Origin of the sequence: Bradyrhizobium sp. 172, from assembly GCF_023101065.1 — a bacterium.
In the GTDB taxonomy this organism is placed as follows: Bacteria; Pseudomonadota; Alphaproteobacteria; order Rhizobiales; family Xanthobacteraceae; genus Bradyrhizobium; species Bradyrhizobium canariense_D.
In genome coordinates, this window is record NZ_CP064701.1 from 5,941,588 (window position 1) to 5,960,073 (window position 18,486).

At 64.7% G+C, this 18,486-nt stretch carries 14 protein-coding genes; 4 read left to right on the forward strand and 10 right to left on the reverse strand.

Annotated elements, in window-relative coordinates; genetic code table 11:
* Positions 1 to 70: 70 nt before the first annotated feature.
* The 5 genes from IVB07_RS28580 to IVB07_RS28600 form a co-directional block, all read right to left on the reverse strand.
* A complete protein-coding gene (locus IVB07_RS28580) occupies positions 71 to 1,804 on the reverse strand; it encodes a HAMP domain-containing methyl-accepting chemotaxis protein (protein WP_240543332.1) in 1,734 nt (577 codons plus the stop codon).
* A 206-nt stretch (positions 1,805 to 2,010) separates the two neighbouring features.
* Positions 2,011 to 2,262, reverse strand: coding sequence for a hypothetical protein (locus IVB07_RS28585; protein ID WP_007594936.1), 252 nt, complete (start codon positions 2,260 to 2,262; stop codon positions 2,011 to 2,013).
* Positions 2,263 to 2,421: 159 nt separating this feature from the next.
* A complete protein-coding gene (locus IVB07_RS28590; protein WP_026233672.1) occupies positions 2,422 to 3,021 on the reverse strand; it encodes a hypothetical protein in 600 nt (199 codons plus the stop codon).
* 112 nt (positions 3,022 to 3,133) lie between these two features.
* Positions 3,134 to 4,120: an MDR family oxidoreductase gene (locus IVB07_RS28595; RefSeq protein WP_085352604.1), complete on the reverse strand. Its 987-nt coding sequence runs from the start codon at positions 4,118 to 4,120 to the stop codon at positions 3,134 to 3,136.
* A 40-nt stretch (positions 4,121 to 4,160) separates the two neighbouring features.
* Positions 4,161 to 5,414: an MFS transporter gene (locus IVB07_RS28600; RefSeq protein ID WP_018458839.1), complete on the reverse strand. Its 1,254-nt coding sequence runs from the start codon at positions 5,412 to 5,414 to the stop codon at positions 4,161 to 4,163.
* 327 nt (positions 5,415 to 5,741) lie between these two features.
* Here IVB07_RS28600 and nadA point away from each other — a divergent pair, with 327 nt between their 5' ends.
* Genes nadA through nadC form a run of 3 tightly spaced genes read left to right on the forward strand, consistent with a single transcriptional unit; the run spans position 5,742 to position 9,349 of the window.
* Positions 5,742 to 6,848, forward strand: a complete 1,107-nt coding sequence (gene nadA / locus IVB07_RS28605; protein ID WP_247766782.1) for a quinolinate synthase NadA — start codon at positions 5,742 to 5,744, stop codon at positions 6,846 to 6,848.
* A 9-nt stretch (positions 6,849 to 6,857) separates the two neighbouring features.
* Positions 6,858 to 8,459, forward strand: a complete 1,602-nt coding sequence (locus IVB07_RS28610; protein WP_247766783.1) for an L-aspartate oxidase — start codon at positions 6,858 to 6,860, stop codon at positions 8,457 to 8,459.
* A gap of 11 nt (positions 8,460 to 8,470) precedes the next feature.
* On the forward strand, positions 8,471 to 9,349 hold the full coding sequence (nadC, locus tag IVB07_RS28615; RefSeq protein ID WP_085352608.1) for a carboxylating nicotinate-nucleotide diphosphorylase: 879 nt from the start codon (positions 8,471 to 8,473) through the stop codon (positions 9,347 to 9,349).
* A 4-nt stretch (positions 9,350 to 9,353) separates the two neighbouring features.
* Here the strand turns inward: nadC and IVB07_RS28620 are convergent, their stop codons facing one another.
* From IVB07_RS28620 to IVB07_RS28630, 3 genes are all read right to left on the reverse strand, one after another.
* Positions 9,354 to 10,808 carry a cell wall hydrolase gene (locus tag IVB07_RS28620; RefSeq protein ID WP_018454891.1) on the reverse strand — a complete coding sequence of 485 codons (1,455 nt, stop codon included), beginning with the start codon at positions 10,806 to 10,808 and terminating at the stop codon, positions 9,354 to 9,356.
* A gap of 479 nt (positions 10,809 to 11,287) precedes the next feature.
* Positions 11,288 to 14,254 (reverse strand): pyruvate, phosphate dikinase, encoded by a 2,967-nt coding sequence (gene ppdK / locus IVB07_RS28625; RefSeq protein WP_018454892.1) that lies wholly within the window; start codon positions 14,252 to 14,254, stop codon positions 11,288 to 11,290.
* 96 nt (positions 14,255 to 14,350) lie between these two features.
* A complete protein-coding gene (locus tag IVB07_RS28630; protein WP_007594951.1) occupies positions 14,351 to 14,506 on the reverse strand; it encodes a DUF3096 domain-containing protein in 156 nt (51 codons plus the stop codon).
* 221 nt (positions 14,507 to 14,727) lie between these two features.
* Here IVB07_RS28630 and IVB07_RS28635 point away from each other — a divergent pair, with 221 nt between their 5' ends.
* Positions 14,728 to 15,081, forward strand: coding sequence for a DUF1236 domain-containing protein (locus IVB07_RS28635; RefSeq protein ID WP_018454893.1), 354 nt, complete (start codon positions 14,728 to 14,730; stop codon positions 15,079 to 15,081).
* A 267-nt stretch (positions 15,082 to 15,348) separates the two neighbouring features.
* On the opposite strand, the gene glyS is transcribed toward IVB07_RS28635, so the two are convergent.
* Together glyS and IVB07_RS28645 are read right to left on the reverse strand one after the other, a co-directional pair.
* Positions 15,349 to 17,460: a glycine--tRNA ligase subunit beta gene (gene glyS, locus IVB07_RS28640; protein WP_026232838.1), complete on the reverse strand. Its 2,112-nt coding sequence runs from the start codon at positions 17,458 to 17,460 to the stop codon at positions 15,349 to 15,351.
* A complete protein-coding gene (locus IVB07_RS28645) occupies positions 17,460 to 18,395 on the reverse strand; it encodes a glycine--tRNA ligase subunit alpha (protein ID WP_085352612.1) in 936 nt (311 codons plus the stop codon). Before IVB07_RS28645 ends, glyS begins: the two co-directional genes overlap by 1 nt.
* Positions 18,396 to 18,486 lie beyond the last annotated feature (91 nt).

Consider the following 18,486-nt stretch of genomic DNA (forward strand, 5'->3'; position numbering starts at 1 on the left):
GAAGATCAGGATGCAAAAACGCCCCGCCTGAGGAGGCAGGGCGTCTTCCGAACTGTCTGGAACGAGGTTCTTAGGCGGCGCGCACGGTGTCGAGGAACTTGCCGACCTCGAGCTTGAGGCGGTTGCTGTCGCCGGACAATGACCGCGCGGCTGCCAGCACCTGCGACGATGCCGAGCCGGTTTCGCCTGCACCGCGCTGCACGTCGGTGATGTTGGACGAGACCTGATGGGTGCCTTCGGCCGCCTGCTGCACGTTGCGCGAGATCTCCTGCGTCGCCGCGCCCTGCTCCTCGACGGCCGCCGCGATCGTGGACGATATCTCGGACAGCTTTTCAATGGTGTTGCTGATGGCGCTGATGGCGGCGACGGAGTCCTGCGTCGCGGCCTGAATGCCGGAAATCTGCTGGCCGATCTCGCCGGTCGCCTTCGCGGTCTGCTCGGCAAGCGCCTTCACTTCGGAAGCCACCACGGCAAAGCCGCGACCGGCCTCGCCGGCGCGTGCCGCCTCGATGGTGGCATTAAGCGCCAGCAGGTTGGTCTGGCCGGCGATGGTGTTGATCAGCTCGACCACGTCGCCAATGCGAGCCGCCGCCTTGGACAATTCTCCGACACGGTCGGTCGTGGTTCGGGCTTGGGTAACCGCCTCGCTCGCGACCCGCGCCGATTCCTGCACCTGGCGGCTAATCTCCGTAATTGAAGACGACAGCTCTTCCGTGGCCGACGCCACCGATTGCACGTTGGTCGACGCCTCCTCGGAGGCCGCAGCCACAACTATCGTCAGTTCCTGTGCCCGCTCCGCCGTCGAGGTCAACGTCGAGGCCGAAGCCTCGAGCTCCGTCGCGGCCGACGACACCGTATCGACGATCTCGCCGACGGCGCCTTCGAAACTATCAGCAAGCTTGCGCATATCGGCCTTGCGCTGCTCGGCCGCCACCTGGTCCTGCCGCATCTTGGCTTCCGCTTCCTGGCGCGCCTTCTGCTCCGACACGACCTTGAATTTCTCGACGGCCGCGGCGACACCGCCGACCTCGTCCTTGCGGCCGAGACCCGGCAGGACAACAGAGAAGTCACCACCAGCGAGCTTGTCCATGGCAACCGTGAGCGCGCGGATCGGCCGCGCGATGGTCAGGAAGGACATCAGCCACGAACCGATGAGGACGAGCACGGCGCACGCACCGACCACCATGCCGAGACGCTCGCTCACGGCCATCTCCTGGCTCGCGGCAGCGATTTCTTCATCGCTCTTGTGCTTGGCGAAATCGGCAATCTCGCTGGTCAAATTGTCCAGCTGTGTGGCAAGCGGCAGCGTCACCTCGCGGATCTGGCGCGCGCCTTCCTCGGAAATCTTGGCGGCGCGGACGGGGTCCGTGGCCGCAACCGCAATGGCCTCGCTGCGAACAGAGGCGTTCTGCTGCGCGCCCTTCAGGTAATCGGCCGACGTAGACTTGAGCTTCTCCATCCGCGCGCGGTTTTCCGGGGCGTGCGACAACCTGAGCATGGAATCGACAACGCCGTTCAGTGCTTTCGACCGCTCCAGCAGAAGCTCGCTCGCCTTTTGCAAGTCACCCTGATTGTTGGCGAGACGCATGTCCCGTACGGCGAGTTGCAAGCCGCGTATCCCAAGCTTGGCTTCGGTAGCCTCGCGCACCAATTCCTGCTGCGCAAGCGCGGCCTGGTTGGAATGCCGCACGTTGTTGTTGCCGATGACCTGGCTCGCGATCATGGCGCCGACGAGAACAACGCCGAACGCCGAAGCGAGCGCGAGCTTGGTACCGATTTGCAGATTCTGGATGAGTCTCGACATGAGGGCGTTTCCCGGGTTGCGCGGCCAAGTCATTGTCGGCCGCCCTCGGCGTTGATCGCCCTTGCCTAAAAACTGAGCTTCAGGTGTGGTGATCTGGTTAACGATCGCCCCCGGACAAATACCGGACTTATCGGAAAATCCCTTGAAAACGGCACGGTCCGCGCGCTTAACAGGTTAACCACACGCGGCGGTAGGATGCCCGATTTCTAGCCAGTGCGACCAAGGGCCTTTTGGCTCTCGCCAATCAAGCTGATCCGGAACACCGGCTCCTTGTTCTCGTCGAGCAGCTCCATGCGCCATTCGGCGTCCTGTTTCAGGCCGCGCGAGATGCCGCCGAGCAAATTGGCACAGACTTCGGTCATCTCGGTCCAGGCCGCGGCGCGGTCCTCGAACTCATATGGCTGGTCGGCAGCACCGGAATAGCGGCCCGTGCTGATACGGAAGAAGTACAGCGACATCGTTGAACCCTTTTATCGGGCCGCGCCCCCGGCCGTACCTAAACTGGGGCGCGAACAGCTACCAACGCATGAAAGCCGCCGTCCGTATGACTACGGCGCGGCGGCTTCGTGTCTGATGGCAGCTCTCAACGACAAAGTGCGCGGACGCGCGCAGCCAACTCACTGGGTCGAGCGGCGCAGCTCCAGCGGGGCGTCGTCCCTGGCGGGCTCCGATTTAACTTGCGGCTTCACCGGCTCGAGCCGGCTACTCTCGACGCGCGGGGTCTCGACACGCGCGGCGACTTCGGTGTTGGGCGTGCCGACCGAACCCGTGTGTTCCGAGGTGCGCAGCGAGCGCGGCCGCGCGACGGCCCGCGCCATCAGCATCTGGTTGCCGCCCTGGTGATGGAAGTCGCAATAGGCGAAGCCCATCCCCGATACCGAGCCGCGGAAACTGCGATCGTCGGTCTTTTCAAGGTTGAAACAGGGCTCGAACGGAATGCCCTTGATCGAGGCGCAGACGTTCTGGCCGCGGATCTGCAGCGTGTTGCCGGGCAGGCGGAGATGTTTCACCGGACCTGCACCCGAGAACTGCACTGCGCCAGCGGCGCCGAGGTCGTCCATGATGCGGCCAGCGCCGCGGGTGCCGTCAAAACAGGTGAAAGCAAACACCTTCCCGGCGACGAAGCGGCGCGCCTCATCGGCGTTCATGCTTCCAGCAATGGCCGGCGTAAGCGTCGCTACCGCCGTGACCGCCCCCAACACAATACGCGCAAGCATGCTCAACTCCGAACCAACCCCGCAGCGGGCTATGCCTTATCTCTTTACCTGCTGCTTACCATACTAACCATGGCGACATTGAAGCAGCATGGTTGGTAAAGTCTGAACGCCGTTAGACAATTTTTACAACGGTGCGACCGCGGACCTGGCCGGCGAGGATTTTCGCGCCCCACTCCGGAACTTCAGAAAGCGGAATTTCGTGAGTAATTTCAGCTAGTTTTGACCGGTCCAGATCGGACGCCAGGCGTTGCCAGGCAGCTTTCCGCGGCTCGATCGGGCACATCACGGAATCGATGCCGAGAAGGCACACCCCGCGCAAAATGAAGGGTGCGACGGAAGACGGCAGGTCCATGCCGGCAGCCAAGCCGCAGGCCGCGATCGCGCCGCCGTACTTCGTCATCGACAGCAGGTTTGCGAGCGTGGTCGAGCCGACGCTGTCGACGCCACCCGCCCAGCGCTCCTTGGCGATGGGCTTGGCGGCCGCCGACAATTCGTTGCGGTCGATCACCTCAGCCGCGCCGATCTCTTTCAGATAGTCCGCTTCGGACGCACGTCCGGTGGAGGCGATGACGTGATAGCCGAGCTTCGAGAGCACGGCGGTCGCAACCGAGCCGACGCCGCCTGCAGCCCCCGTCACCACGACCGGACCGCTGTTCGGCGACACTCCGTGCTTCTCCAGCGCCAGCACGGACAGCATCGCGGTGAAGCCGGCAGTGCCGATCGCCATGGCGTCGCGCGCCGATAGGCCCTGCGGAAGAGCGACCAGCCAGTCGCCTTTCACCCGCGCCTTCTCGGCATAGGCGCCAAGATGGGTCTCGCCCATGCCCCAGCCGGTGCAGACAACCTTATCGCCCGCCTTCCATTGCGGATGCGAGGACTGCTCGACGGTGCCGGCGAAGTCGATGCCGGCAATCATCGGGAAGCGGCGCACCACCGGCGCCTTGCCGGTGAGCGCAAGGCCGTCCTTGTAGTTCAACGTCGACCATTCCACGCGGACGGTGACGTCGCCCTCCATCAGTTCGGCTTCGTCGAACTGCGTGAGCTGCGCGGTGGTGCCCTTGTCCGCCTTGTCGATCCGGATCGCCTTGAACGTCGCCACAGCAAAACTCCCTGACTTGTTTCAGGGGATGTTTAGCCGATCAGGCAGGCTGCGCAACCGCCCGCTGGACCGGTTTCTCCACGATCGGAAGATTGATCAGCGCCGAGAGCACGCCGAACAGGATCGAGAGCCACCAGATCGGCGTGTAGGAACCGAACCGCTCAAACACGATGCCGCCGAGCCAGACGCCGAGGAAGCCGCCGACCTGATGGCTGACGAAGGCGAAGCCATAGAGCGTGGCGAACCAGCGCGTGCCGAACATGATCGCGACCAGTGCCGAGGTCGGTGGCACGGTCGACAGCCAGGTCAGGCCGGAGACCGCGCCGAACGCAATCGCCGAGAACGGCGTGATCGGAAACGAGATGAAGGCAAGCGTCGCAAGCGCGCGGGTGAAATAGATGGTCGAGAGGATGTAGCGCTTGGGCAGGCTGTTCTGGAGATAGCCGACGCTGAGCGATCCCATGATGTTGAACAGGCCGATCGCCGCGATCACCCAGCCGCCGATCTGCGTGGAGATGCCGCTATCGACCAGGAAGGCCGGCAGATGCACCGTGATGAAGGCAAGCTGGAAGCCGCAGGTGAAGAAGCCGAGCACCAGCAGCACGTAGGAGCGATGGCCGAAGGCTTCCGCGAGCGCTTTGGTGAAGGTCTGCTGGTCCGCAGGCGCCGCGTTTGCCGTGCTTGCGACCGGCGGCGTCGAGAGCGCCAGCGACAACGGAATGATCAGCAGCATTAGGAAGCCGAACACGGTGAGCGCCTGCTGCCAGCCGAAATTGTCGATCAGGGCCACACCGATCGGCGCGAACAGGAATTGCCCGAACGATCCCGCCGCAGTACCGGCGCCGAGCGCAAGGCCGCGCTTCTCGGCCGGCAAGAGCTTGGTGAAGGCCGAGAGCACCAGATTGAACGAGCAGCCGGCGAGACCGAAGCCGACCATGACACCAGCGCCGATGTTCAGTGACAGCGGCGTCGATGAGTAGCGCATCAGGAGCAAGCCCCCGGCATAGAGCAGAGCGCCGACGCACATCACCCGAAACAGGCCGAAGCGATCGGCGACCGCGCCGGCGACGGGCTGGCCCAGTCCCCACAGCAAATTCTGAAACGCGATCGCGAGGCCGAACACGTCGCGGCCCCAGGCATATTCATGGCTCATCGGCTGTACGAAGAAGCCCAGCGCCGAGCGCGGGCCGAACCCGAGCATCCCGATCGCGCAGCCGCAGAGAATGATGATCGCCGGCGTGCGCCAGGAGGAGGAACGGGAGACCGAACCGAGCTCACCCATCTGTATCGACATGCTGTTCCTCGTGCGTGGTCGCGGATTCGCAAATGGCGGCCGCGAGCCAGCTCGTTTAATGCATCTGCATGGAAACCCCAAGTCAAAAACGATTGCATTCCGCGAAGAGCTGGCGCGGGAGCATTGCATTTCCTCGCGGCCTCAGCCGACGCGCCGGGCGCGACTTAACGGAAACGTGTGCGGCAAGATCTGGCGGCTCCCAACACGACGTGTTATTTTATATTTGCTCATATCGAGCATATCGAATGATCCCCGGCCTGTCGGCCGGATTTCTCAGGCTTTATATATGCTCAAAATGAGTACAAATGACATGCACGGGAGGCTTGGATGCCGCTAACTGGAATTTACGGCCCCGACGACTTTGCCAACCGGCCGCAGGGCCACGTCATCACCCCGGCACAGGCCAAGCAGTCGCGAACCGGACCTTCGCTGCCGATGCCTTCACTGGAATGGACGCCGGAGGTCGAGCGAGCCACCGCACCGCTTTACGAGCGCGTGAAACGTGTCATCCCGCCGATCGAATGGCCGCTGATGGCCCCGACGATCAAGGCGATCAACGAGCTGAAGCAGGCCCGGGGCGCGGTGATCCTCGCGCACAATTACCAGACGCCGGAGATCTTCCACTGCGTCGCCGACATCGGCGGTGATTCGCTCCAGCTCGCGGTCGAAGCCACCAGGGTGAAGGCCGGCATCATCGTCCAGTGCGGCGTGCACTTCATGGCGGAGACGTCGAAACTGCTCAATCCGGACAAGACGGTGCTTATTCCTGATACGCGCGCCGGCTGCTCGCTCGCTGCCAGCATCACCGGCGCCGACGTCCGCCTGCTCCGCGAAAAATTCCCCGGCGTGCCTGTCGTTGCCTATGTCAACACCTCCGCGGAGGTGAAGGCCGAGGTCGATATCTGCTGCACCTCGTCGAACGCGGTGCAGGTGGTCGAAAGCCTCGGCGCACCAAGCGTGATCTTCCTGCCCGACCGCTATCTCGCCACTTACGTGGCCTCGAAGACCGACGTGAAGATCATTGCCTGGAAGGGCGCCTGCGAGGTGCACGAGCGTTTCACTGGCGCCGAGCTGCGCAGCTACCGCGAGGCCGATCCCTCCGTGCAGATCATCGCTCATCCCGAATGCCCGCCGGACGTGCTGGCCGAGGCCGACTTCACGGGCTCGACCGCGCACATGATCAACTGGGTGCGCGAGCGGCGGCCGCGACGGCTGGTGATGATCACGGAATGCTCGATGGCCGACAATGTGCGCGCCGAGCTGCCCGATGTGGAGATGCTGCGCCCCTGCAACATCTGCCCGCACATGAAGCGCATCACGCTCGCCAACATTCTGGAGAGCCTGCTGACGCTTCGCGAAGAAGTGACGATCGATCCCGCGCTCGCGGACCGCGCAAGGCGCTCGGTCGAGCGGATGATCAATTTGAAGAACTGAGATAAAGCCATGACAAACAACATCAACACCCTCCCCCGCTCCGACGACGTCGTCATCGTCGGCGGCGGCCTTGCCGGATTGTTCTGCGCGCTCAAGCTCGCGCCGCGGCCGGTAATATTGATCTCGGCGGCGCCGCTCGGACAGGGCGCGTCGTCCGCATGGGCGCAAGGCGGCATCGCCGCGGCAATGGCTGAAGGGGATACGCCGGAAGCGCACGCCGCGGACACGGTTGCAGTTGGCTGCGGCATCGTCGACGAAGCTGTCGCACTCGGGATCGCGCGCGAGGCCGCACCGCGGATTCACGACCTTCTCGCCTATGGCGTGCCGTTCGACCGCGATCTCGAAGGCAGGCTCGCAGTCGGGCGCGAGGCCGCACACTCGGCGCGGCGTATCGTACATGTGCGTGGCGATGGCGCGGGCGCCGCCATCATCGCGGCGCTGAGCGAAGCCGTGCGGCGCACGCCGTCGATCCGGCTGATCGAAGGTTTCGTCGCCGAAGCGCTGTTGACCGAGGACGGCGCGGTCGCCGGCCTACGATTGCGCGAAGCTGGCGACGCGGCAGCACAGCCGATCCTGCTCGCCGCGCGGATGGTGGTGCTCGCGACGGGCGGCATCGGCCATCTCTATGCCGTCACCACCAATCCGCGCGAGGCCAGCGGATCCGGCCTTGCGATCGCCGCACGCGCCGGCGGGGTGATTGCAGATCCCGAGTTCGTGCAATTTCACCCGACCGCCATCATGGTCGGTCGCGATCCCGCGCCGCTCGCCACCGAAGCGCTGCGCGGTGAAGGCGCGACGCTGATCAACGGCCGTGGCGAGCATTTCATGGCGGCGCGCCATCCGCTCGCCGAGCTCGCTCCGCGCGACATCGTGGCCCGCGGCGTGTTCGCGGAGATCTCGGCCGGGCGCGGCGCCTTTCTCGATGCGCGGCAAGCGCTGGGCGCACGTTTTGGCGACAGATTCCCGACGGTTCATGCAAGCTGCATGGCCGCTGGCATGGATCCCGCCACGCAGGCCATCCCGATCGCACCGGCGGCGCACTACCACATGGGCGGCATCGCCGTCGACCATCGCGGCCGCAGCTCGATCGACGGGCTGTGGGCCGGCGGCGAGGTGTCGTCCACCGGCGCGCATGGCGCGAACCGGCTTGCGTCGAATTCGCTGCTCGAGGCCGTGGTCTACGCCGCACGCATCGCCGATGACATCGCCGGCCGCACCAGCCCCTCGCCCGCCCGCCTTGCGGACGCGGCGACGCCGCGCGGCGGCGCACCGGATGCTGCGGCCGTGAAGCGGCTGCGGATGCTGATGAGCGCGCATGTCGGCGTGATCCGCGACGGTTACGGGCTTGCGGACGCGGTTCGCAGCTTCGCCGCGCTCGAACGAGAGGCCACGAGCATCGCGGTCCGCAACATGGCAACGGCAGCCCTGCTCGTGGCGGCGTCGGCCTGGAACCGGCGCGAGAGCCGCGGCGCGCATTTCCGCTCCGACCATGCCGCGGACGTACCCGCCCTCGCGCAGCGCACGATGACGACGCTCGCAGCAGTACGCGAGGTCGCGGACAGCCTGAGCGAACGCCCGACACCGCGCACCGCACAACCCATGATCGCCTGACGGAGTCTGCCATGATCACCCCGACCTCTCTGCTCTATCCCGACGCCTTTCTCTCCCCGCTCGCGATCGACGAGGCCGTGCTCCGCGCGCTCGATGAGGATCTCGGCCGCGCCGGCGACATTACCTCGCTTGCGACGATCCCCGAGGCAACGAAGGCGCAAGCGATCCTGGTCGCACGGCAGTCCGGCGTGATCGCCGGCTTGCCGCTGGCGCTCGCCACCTTGCAAAAGCTTTCGCCCGACATCGAGGTACGCGCACATGTTCGCGACGCCGCGCGCGTCGCCCGCGGGCAGCAGGTGCTGACGATCTCGGGGCCGGCACGCGCCATCCTCACGGCGGAGCGGACCGCGCTGAATTTCGTCGGCCGGCTGTCGGGCGTCGCGACGCTCACGGCGGACTACGTTGCGCGCGCCGAGGGCACCCGGATGAGAATCTGCTGCACGCGAAAGACCACGCCCGGGCTGCGCGCCTTGGAGAAATACGCGGTACGCTGCGGCGGCGGCTTCAATCACCGCTTCGGGCTCGACGACGCGATCCTGATCAAGGACAACCACATCGCGGTCGCCGGCGGCATCCGTCCCGTGCTGGAGCGCGCCCGCGCCCAGGCCGGCCATCTCGTCAAGATCGAGATCGAGGTCGACACGCTTCCGCAGTTGCGCGAGGTGCTCGACACCGGCCTTGCCGACGCCGTGCTGCTCGACAACATGGATATTGCGACGCTGCGCGAAGCCGTCAGGCTCAACGAGGGACGCCTCAAGCTGGAGGCATCCGGCGGTGTCACCCTGGACTCGATCCCAGCCATCGCTGCGACCGGCGTCGACTACGCCTCATCCGGCGCGCTGACGCATTCGGCGCCAAATTTCGACTGCGCGCTGGATATCGAGGCGTGAGGCGCTACCGCCGCTCGGTCGCGCCCATCTCGGCGGAGCTCTTGGCTTGCTGAGTGAGCTCGGCGGAGAGCGCGGCGGTCTGCGCCGGGGTGCCCCAGCTCGGCTCTTCGCTGCCATCGCCCCAGGCGCGTGGGCGATAGAAGGTGTGGACGCCGGTCTTGTACATCTTCTTCATCTCGGCGACCCAGGACGGGCGCACCCAATAGGCGTGGTAGTGCGTGGACTTGCCGACCTCGGGCAGCCAGATCTGGCCGTCGAGCATGGCCTTCGAGATCTTTTTCGCACGGTCCCACATCTCGGGCTCGCGGATCACGTCGGCATTGTTGTCGCAGGCAAAGGTGAACTGGCAAGCGAGATGGCGGTGCTTGTTCTGATAGACGGCGCCGCACACAGTGTCCGGGTATTTGCCGGAGAACACGCGGTTCATCACCACCTGCGCAACCGCCATCTGACCGCGCACGGCCTCGCCGCGGGACTCGAAATAGACGGCCTCCGCGAGGCATTTTTCGGACTTCGCGCGCGACTTGTCGTCGAGCGCGAGCCGTTCCGCCGGCGATCTGGCGCGCTGATTGTCGACGTTGACCTCACCCTTCGGCGCGACGCTCTCGCCGCTTTCGATATCCTTCGCAATATCCTCCGACGGCGGCGATAGCGACGCCGTCACCTTCATGTCGGGGTCGGGCATCACGATCAGCGGCTCCGCACCGGGTTGCCAGCTCTCGATGCTCTCGACGTTGCCTCCGAGCGAGGAGCTGCCGAAGAACAGGCTCGAGGTCTTGACCCGGAACGGATCGCGCGGCGGTGCAGCCGGAATGGTGGCCTGCTTCAGCGCTTCGAGCGGCTGGAGCGCGAGCGAGCGCGCAGCGTCGCTGGCTTGTGGCGCATTGGTGTATTGCGGCAGCGGCGGCGCACGCAGCGCCTCCGCGAGTTCGGGATCCAGCGCGGCCGCGGATTCCGGCGACATCGCCTGCGGCAGCGCGACGGTCTTGGCGCCGAACACCGAGCTGTTCGACGTCGCGGGATCCTCCTGCGTCGGCGCTGCCGTCGGCGCGCCCGCTTCGGGAGCCTGCGTCGGTGTGACCGTTGCGAGGCGGTCACCCTTCATGGAGCGATCGACCTTGGGAAAATCGGCGGCCTGGTAGCGGGGCGGCGCCTGCAGCGCCGGATTGCGGCTGATCGCGCCGGTGACGTCGCGGCCGTCGAGGCTCGCGAGACGAACCATCGCGCTCTGCGGAGCCGAAGTGCCGATCGGCCGGGAAAAACTGTAAGTGGCCAGTTGTATGGAGGACGCAGCAGAGAAAACCTGCTTCTGCCAACGCTCCGCGACGCCGGGTTGGCGCGCCAGCAGCGAGGCAATGTCCTGATAGCCGGTCTCTCTCGGCATCAATGCGAAGATGCAGAGACCGATGCCGAAGGACGCGAACCGCGCGCCCTTCGGATGGGTACGCAACAAAAACATCGATACGCTCACGCTACGCTTACGCTAGAAAAATCGAGCCGCAGTACATCCGTGCAATTCGATCTTTATCGTGAGTATCTAATTTAGGTTGCTGGGGCGTTAATCGGCGTTGAGCATGCGGCACACGCAAGCAATCGCAGGTGTTTTCACGGGGCGATGATGCGCCTTGGTAAATGCGCCCTCACGCGAAGGGGTAAACAACTGGTCAACGCGAATGGTGAAGGAACTCTTGCGCGCACGTGTCATTACGGGACGCGCGCGGTTCCATCGCCACTTCGACCACAGCCGCCATGCCCGCGAAGGCGGCCCATCCAGTACGCCGCGGCTCCTTCCCTATCACGTCACCGCCTCTGGAATACTGGATCGCCCGCTTACGCGGGCGATGACACTGAATGTGTGGCAAGAACGTCGCCTCAAAAGAAAGAGGCGGGGTTTTGGCCCCGCCTCTTTCGCTCTCAACATTCAACTCGCCGCTTACCTTACGCTTGGCTCGCGATCGCCTTGCCGAGCGCGGCTTGCGCGGCGGCGAGGCGGGCGATCGGGACGCGGTAGGGCGAGCAGGAGACGTAGTCGAGGCCGATCGCGTGACAGAAGGCGACGGAGGCGGGATCGCCGCCGTGCTCGCCGCAGATGCCGACCTTGAGCGAGGGGCGCGTCTTGCGACCGCGTGCGACGCCGATCTTGACGAGCTCGCCGACGCCTTCCTGGTCGAGCGCGACAAAGGGATCGATCGGCAGGATGCCCTTGGACACGTAGGTGCCGAGGAAGCTTGCGGCATCGTCACGGCTGATGCCGTACGTCGTCTGCGTGAGGTCGTTGGTACCGAATGAGAAGAACTCGGCGCTCTCCGCGATCTCGGCCGCGAGCAGGCAGGCGCGCGGCAGCTCGATCATTGTGCCGACCTGATAGGTCAGCTTGGTGTTGGTGTCGCGCATCACCGCCTTCGCGGTGGAATCGATGCGCGCCTTGACGAGGTCGAGCTCCATCTTGGTGGCGATCAGCGGCACCATCACCTCGAGGCCGACGGCCTTGCCGGTGCGCTTCTCGGCCTCGACCGCCGCTTCGAAGATCGCACGTGCCTGCATCTCGGCGATCTCGGGATAGGCTATCGCGATACGGCAGCCGCGGAAGCCGAGCATCGGATTGAACTCCGACAGCTCCCGCGCGCGGTCGGCCAGGCGCCGCGGGTCGGTGTTCATGGCGCGCGCCACTTCCTCGACCTCGGCATGGGTGTGCGGCAGGAACTCGTGCAGCGGCGGATCAAGCAAGCGGATCGTGACGGGCAGGCCCTTCATGATCTCGAACAACTCGACGAAGTCGGCGCGCTGCATCGGCAGCAGTTTTGCCAGCGCAGCGCGGCGCGACTGCTCGTCCTCGGAGAGGATCATCTCGCGCACCGTGCGGATGCGCGTCTCCTCGAAGAACATGTGCTCGGTACGGCAGAGGCCGATGCCTTCCGCGCCGAACTTGATCGCAGTGTGCGCGTCCTCCGGCGTGTCGGCGTTGACGCGCACGCCGATCTTGCGGACCTGGTCGGCCCATTTCATCAGCGTGCCGAACTCGCCGGACAGCTCGGGCTCGATCATCGGCATGCGGCCGGCGAGCACCTGGCCGAGCGAGCCGTCGATGGTGATGACGTCGCCGGTCTTGAAGGTGCGTGAGCCGATGCTCATGGTGCCGCGGCCGTAATCGACGCGGATGGTGCCGCAGCCGGAGACGCAGGGCTTGCCCATGCCGCGCGCGACGACCGCAGCATGCGAGGTCATGCCGCCGCGGGTGGTCAAGATGCCTTCGGCGGCGTGCATGCCGTGGATGTCTTCGGGGCTGGTCTCGATCCGGACCAGAATCACCTTGCGTCCGTCGGCCTGAAGCTTGGCCGCTTCGTCCGAGGAGAACACGATCTCGCCGGAGGCCGCACCCGGCGAGGCCGGCAGGCCGGTCGCGATCACGTCGCGCTTGGCGTTGGGGTCGATGGTCGGATGCAGCAGCTGGTCGAGCGAGGCGGGGTCGATCCGCGTCACCGCTTCCTTCTTGGTGATCAGGCCTTCATTGGCGAGTTCGACCGCGATGCGCAGCGCCGCCTTGGCAGTACGCTTGCCGCCGCGGGTCTGGAGCATCCAGAGCTTGCCCTGCTCGACCGTGAACTCCATGTCCTGCATGTCGCGGTAGTGCTTCTCGAGCAGCGTGTAGATCCGCGTCAGCTCCTTGAACGCCTCCGGCATCGCCGATTCCATCGACGCCTTGTCGGAGCCGGAGTCCTTGCGCGCTTCCTCGGTGATGTCCTGGGGCGTGCGGATGCCCGCGACCACGTCCTCGCCTTGCGCGTTGATCAGGAACTCGCCGTAGAGCTTGCTCTCGCCGGTCGAGGGATTGCGCGTGAAGGCAACGCCGGTCGCCGAGGTCTCGCCCATGTTGCCGAACACCATGGCCTGCACGTTGACCGCGGTGCCCCAGGATTCCGGAATGTCGTGCAGCCTGCGGTAGGTCACCGCGCGGGCGTTCATCCAGGATGAAAACACCGCGCCAATCGCGCCCCAGAGCTGGTCGTGCGGATCCTGCGGAAAATCCTTGCCGGTTTCGCGCGCGACCGCGTCCTTGTACTTGCCGACCAGATCGACCCAGTCGTCGGCGGTGAGATCCGTGTCGAGCGTGTAGCCCTGGCTGTCCTTGAAGGTGTCGAGGATTTCCTCGAAATGATGATGCTCGAACCCGAGCACCACGTCCGAATACATGGTGATGAAGCGGCGATAGCTGTCATAAGCGAAGCGGCGATCGCCTGACAGTTCCGACAGCGCTTCCACGGTCTCGTCATTGAGGCCGAGATTGAGCACGGTATCCATCATGCCCGGCATCGAGGCGCGGCCGCCGGAGCGCACGGAAACGAGCAGCGGATTCCTGGAATCGCCGAAGATCTTGCCGGTCAACTTGCCGACATGGTCGAGCGCCTTCTCAACCTGCGACTTCAATTCCTTCGGGTAGGATTTGTCATGCGCGTAGAAATAGGTGCAGACCGAGGTCGGGATGGTGAAGCCCGGAGGCACCGGCAGGCCGAGATTGGCCATCTCGGCGAGGTTGGCGCCCTTGCCGCCGAGCAAATCGCGCATCTCCGCTTTGCCCTCGGCCTTGCCGTCCCCAAAGGTGAACACCCACCTGCCGGCCTTGGCCGCAACAGGCGCAGCCTTGGTTGAAGCAGTCTTGCTCGGTACCGGCTTCGCGGCGACCTTCGGTGCAACCGGCTTCGTCGGTGCCTTTGCAACAGCCTTGGAAACCGACTTGGCGGCGGGCTTCACAGCCGGCTTGGCCACCGGCTTGGCAGCGCCCTTGGCCATGGGCTTCGGGACGCGCTTGGCAAGTGACTTGCGGGCCGCCGGCGCGGCTTTCGCCTTGGTCGAGGACTTTGATTTCGCTGGCATTTTCGCTGGAGTTTTCGAGGCGGCTTTGGCCATAGCTTGCACACAACCTGCGAGAGGAATGGGTAATTGCGCGCCTTACACCACTTTGGGCAGGTCCGCGCAAGTCGAAGAGTTCCCTAGAATGAAGGCCTAGAGATGGAGCCACTTCAACAATCCGAGCCCGATCGCACCATTTATGATGAGAAAAATCGCGACGATCAGGTTCAGGAGGCGCGGCATGATCAGGATGAGCACACCCGCAAGCAGCGACAGGATCGGCGAGATGTGGGCGACGGTGATGTGCATGAATTTTCTTTCCGTGGGTGGGGCGAATCGCGGCGGGATCATAGCGGACTGGGTTCCGCGGGTAGAGACGCACCGGGGGCGCGCGAGTTCCCGGCTTCGCGAAAACTGCCCGAAAATGCCGCGAATGCGGCGGGCGTTTTCCGGAACATCGCGGAGACGCATGCATTGGCAACCGGTCGCGCCAGTGGCGCTTCCCGAAAACCTTCTCGAAGGAGTTGCCCATGCGGAACAGGATTCTTGCTCTTGCAGCGCTCGCGGCCTCGATCGGCTCGCCCCTTGCGGCGCAGGCGCAAAGCAGCGTCACCGTGGGACGCGCGCCCGTCGTCGTCGAGAGCGGCCCGACCATTGCGGTCGAGCAGCGGCCGGCTTTCCGCGACTATGTCGTCGAACAACGCGTGCCGGCTTTCCGCATTCCGGATCGCGTGGTGGTCGGTGCCACCCTACCTGAAAGCGGTGTCACCTATTATGACGTGCCGCAACGTTTCGGCGCCACCACCTATCGCTACACCGTCGTGAACGGCGAGACCGTGCTGGTCGAGCCGCGCTCGCGGCGCATCGTCGAGGTGATGGACTAGCGTCTTCAGGGATCGACTAGGTGTCCGGCGCGTCACATCAATCAGGCTGACGCGAGCAGTATAGTCGGACATCAGGCCCCGCCCGGTCCTCCCCCCGCCGGGCGGGGCTTTTGTGTGGGCACTCTTCGCGCACAGCAATTGCGGCCACCAACTGCGTCGTCATGGCCGGGCTTGTCCCGGCCATCCACGCGTCTCCACGAGCGAAGAAGAACGTGGATGCCCGGGACAAGCCCGGGCATGACGGTGTCCAGTTGCGCCAAGACGCGCTCAATCCTGGATCTTCGAGAAATCCGCCACCGCACGCGTGGCGCTGCGGATCTCGTTGAGCAGTTTTAGCCGGTTCTCACGCACCTTCGCATCCTCGTCGTTGACGCGAACTTTCTCGAAGAACGCATCGACCGGCGGACGCAGCTTGGCCATCGCACTCATCGCGGCAGCGAAGTCTTCCCCGGCGACGGCGGCACGGGCTTCGGCCGTCACTTCATCGATCGCGCGGGCCAGCGCCTTCTCCTCGCTGAGAGCGTAGAGCGAGGCATCGGGTGCGCCGTCGAATAAGCGCTTATCCTTCTTCTCCTCGATCGAGAGAATGTTGCTGGCGCGCTTGGTGCCTGCCAGCAGATTCTTGCCGTCGTCGGTATCGAGGAATTTTCCGAGTGCTTCGACGCGGCGGACGACCGCCACTATTGGATGCCCTTGCACCAACGAACCAGCGTTGAGAACCGCATCGACGAGATCGTAACGCGCCTTCTGATCTCGCAATTGGACCTTAAGCCGGTCTTCGAAAAAGACCATCAGATCATCAAGCTTTTCTGCAACTTCCAAGTATTGTTTGTCGTACGAGCGCTCTAAGTGCCCCCAAGCGAGTTCTCGCAAACTAATCTTAGTCTGATTTTCGAGCACAATCCTGATCACGCCCAGCGCCGCGCGGCGCAGCGCATACGGATCCTTCGATCCCGTCGGCTTTTCGTCGATCGCCCAGAAGCCGACAAGCGTGTCGAGCTTGTCCGCGAGCGCGACTGCGACGCTGACCGGATCGGTCGGCACGCGATCGGCAGGCCCTTGCGGCTTATAGTGCTCCTCGCAGGCGGCAGCGACGGAGGCGTCCTCGCCCTGGGCCAGCGCGTAGTACTTGCCCATCAGGCCCTGCACCTCGGGGAATTCGCCGACGACTTCGGTCAGCAAATCCGCCTTCGCCAGATGCGCGGCGCGCGTCGCCTTGGCGACATCGGCGCCGACGAGCGGCGCGATCTCTGCGGCGAGACGCTCGATGCGCTTGATGCGCGCAGCCTGGGTGCCGAGCTTCTCGTGGAACACGATCTGCTCGAACTTCGGCAGCCGGTCTTCCAGCTTGGTCTTCAGGTCCGTCTCATAGAAGAATTTTGCATCCGACAAACGCGGACGGATCACGCGCTCGTTGCCGGCGACGATGGTCTTGCCGCCGTCGGGCGCCTCGATGTTGGCGGTGAGTACGAACTTGTTGGTCAGCTTGCCCGTCTTGGGATCTTTGACGACGAAGCACTTCTGGTTGTTGCGGATGGTGGCGCGGATCACCTCGTCGGGGATCGCGAGATACTCCGCTTCGAACGATCCCATCATGACGACGGGCCATTCGACGAGACCCGAAACCTCATCGAGCAGCACCTGATCCTCGACCAGTTCGAACCCTTGCGCAAAGGTCACCTCCTTGGCGTCGGCAAAGATGATGTCCTTGCGCGCCTGCGGATCGAGGATGACTTTTGCGGCCTTCAGCTTCGCTTCGTAGTCCTCGAAGCGGCGCACGGAAATCGCGCTAGGAGCCATGAAGCGGTGACCGTAAGTGGTCTGGCCGGCCTCGATGCCGTCCACCGAGAATTTGACGACATCGGGCTCTTCGGTCTCGAGCCCGAACGTCGCGGTGATCGCGTGCAGCGGACGCACCCAGCTCAGCGAGCCCGGCTTGCCGGAGCGCGCGCCCCAGCGCATCGATTTCGGCCAAGGGAAAGTGCGGATGATCACGGGGAGGATTTCCGCGAGCACGTCGATGGCGTCGCGGCCGGGCTTCTCGATCAGCGCGATGTAGAAGTCGCCCTTCGGATCGCGCTGGATCTTGGCCTCGTCCAGCGACGTCAAACCCGTCGCTTTCAGAAAACCCTGCACGGCCGCGTCGGCCGCACCGATCTTCGGTCCGCGGCGTTCGGTCTTCAGGTCAGGCTGGCGCGCAGGGATGCCGTGCACGGTAAGCGCAAGGCGGCGCGGCGTCGCGAACGCCTTCGCGCCTTCGTAGACGAGACCCTCGGCGACGAGCTTGTCGGTGACCATGCGGCGCAGATCGTCCGCCGCCTTGGCCTGCATGCGCGCGGGGATTTCTTCCGAGAAAAGTTCAAGCAAAAGATCGGGCATCAGGTCGCTCCGCCCGCTTCAGTATGTATCCAGGCCTCGCCGCAAGCTTTTGCCAGTTCGCGCACGCGAAGAATGTAGCTCTGCCGCTCCGTCACGGAGATCACGCCGCGCGCGTCGAGCAGGTTGAACACATGGCTTGCCTTGATGCACTGGTCATAGGCCGGAAGCGACATCAGATGCGCCTCGCGCTTGCCATCTTTCCAACCCGCATCGAGGTATTTCCGGCAGACGGCTTCCGCCATCTTGAACTGCTCGAACAGCATCGCGGTGTCGGCCACTTCGAAATTGTGCTTCGAATATTCCCGCTCGGCCTGCAGGAAGACGTCGCCATAGGTGACCTTGGCGTCGCCGTCGCGGCCGTTGAAGTTGAGGTCGTAGACCCGGTCGACGCCCTGCACGTACATCGCGAGGCGCTCGAGCCCGTAGGTGAGCTCGCCGGCGACCGGCGCGCATTCGACACCCGCGACCTGCTGGAAATAGGTGAACTGGCTGACTTCCATGCCGTCGCACCAGCACTCCCAGCCGAGGCCCCAGGCGCCTAGCGTCGGGCTCTCCCAATCGTCCTCGACGAAGCGAATGTCGTGCACGGCGGAATCGATGCCGATCGCGGCGAGCGACTGCAGGTACAGCTCCTGAAGGTTCGGCGGCGACGGCTTCATGATCACCTGGAACTGGTAGTAGTGCTGCAGCCGGTTCGGATTCTCGCCGTAGCGGCCGTCCTTGGGCCGCCGCGAGGGCTGCACATAGGCCGCATTCCAGGGCTTTGGCCCGAGCGCGCGCAGCGTGGTCGCCGGATGGAAGGTGCCCGCACCCATCTCCATGTCGTAGGGCTGCAGGATCACGCAGCCCTGCTCGGCCCAGAACCGCTGGAGCGCGAGGATAAAGCCCTGGAACGAGCGTTCCGGGCGCATATGGGCGGGCAAGGAGGCGTCCATCGTCAGATCGGGCTCTCGCGGGGGGTTGAATCGCGCGGGACCGTATCGACGGCAAGGGTGGGAATCAAGGTGAAGGGGGTTGATTCGGGCC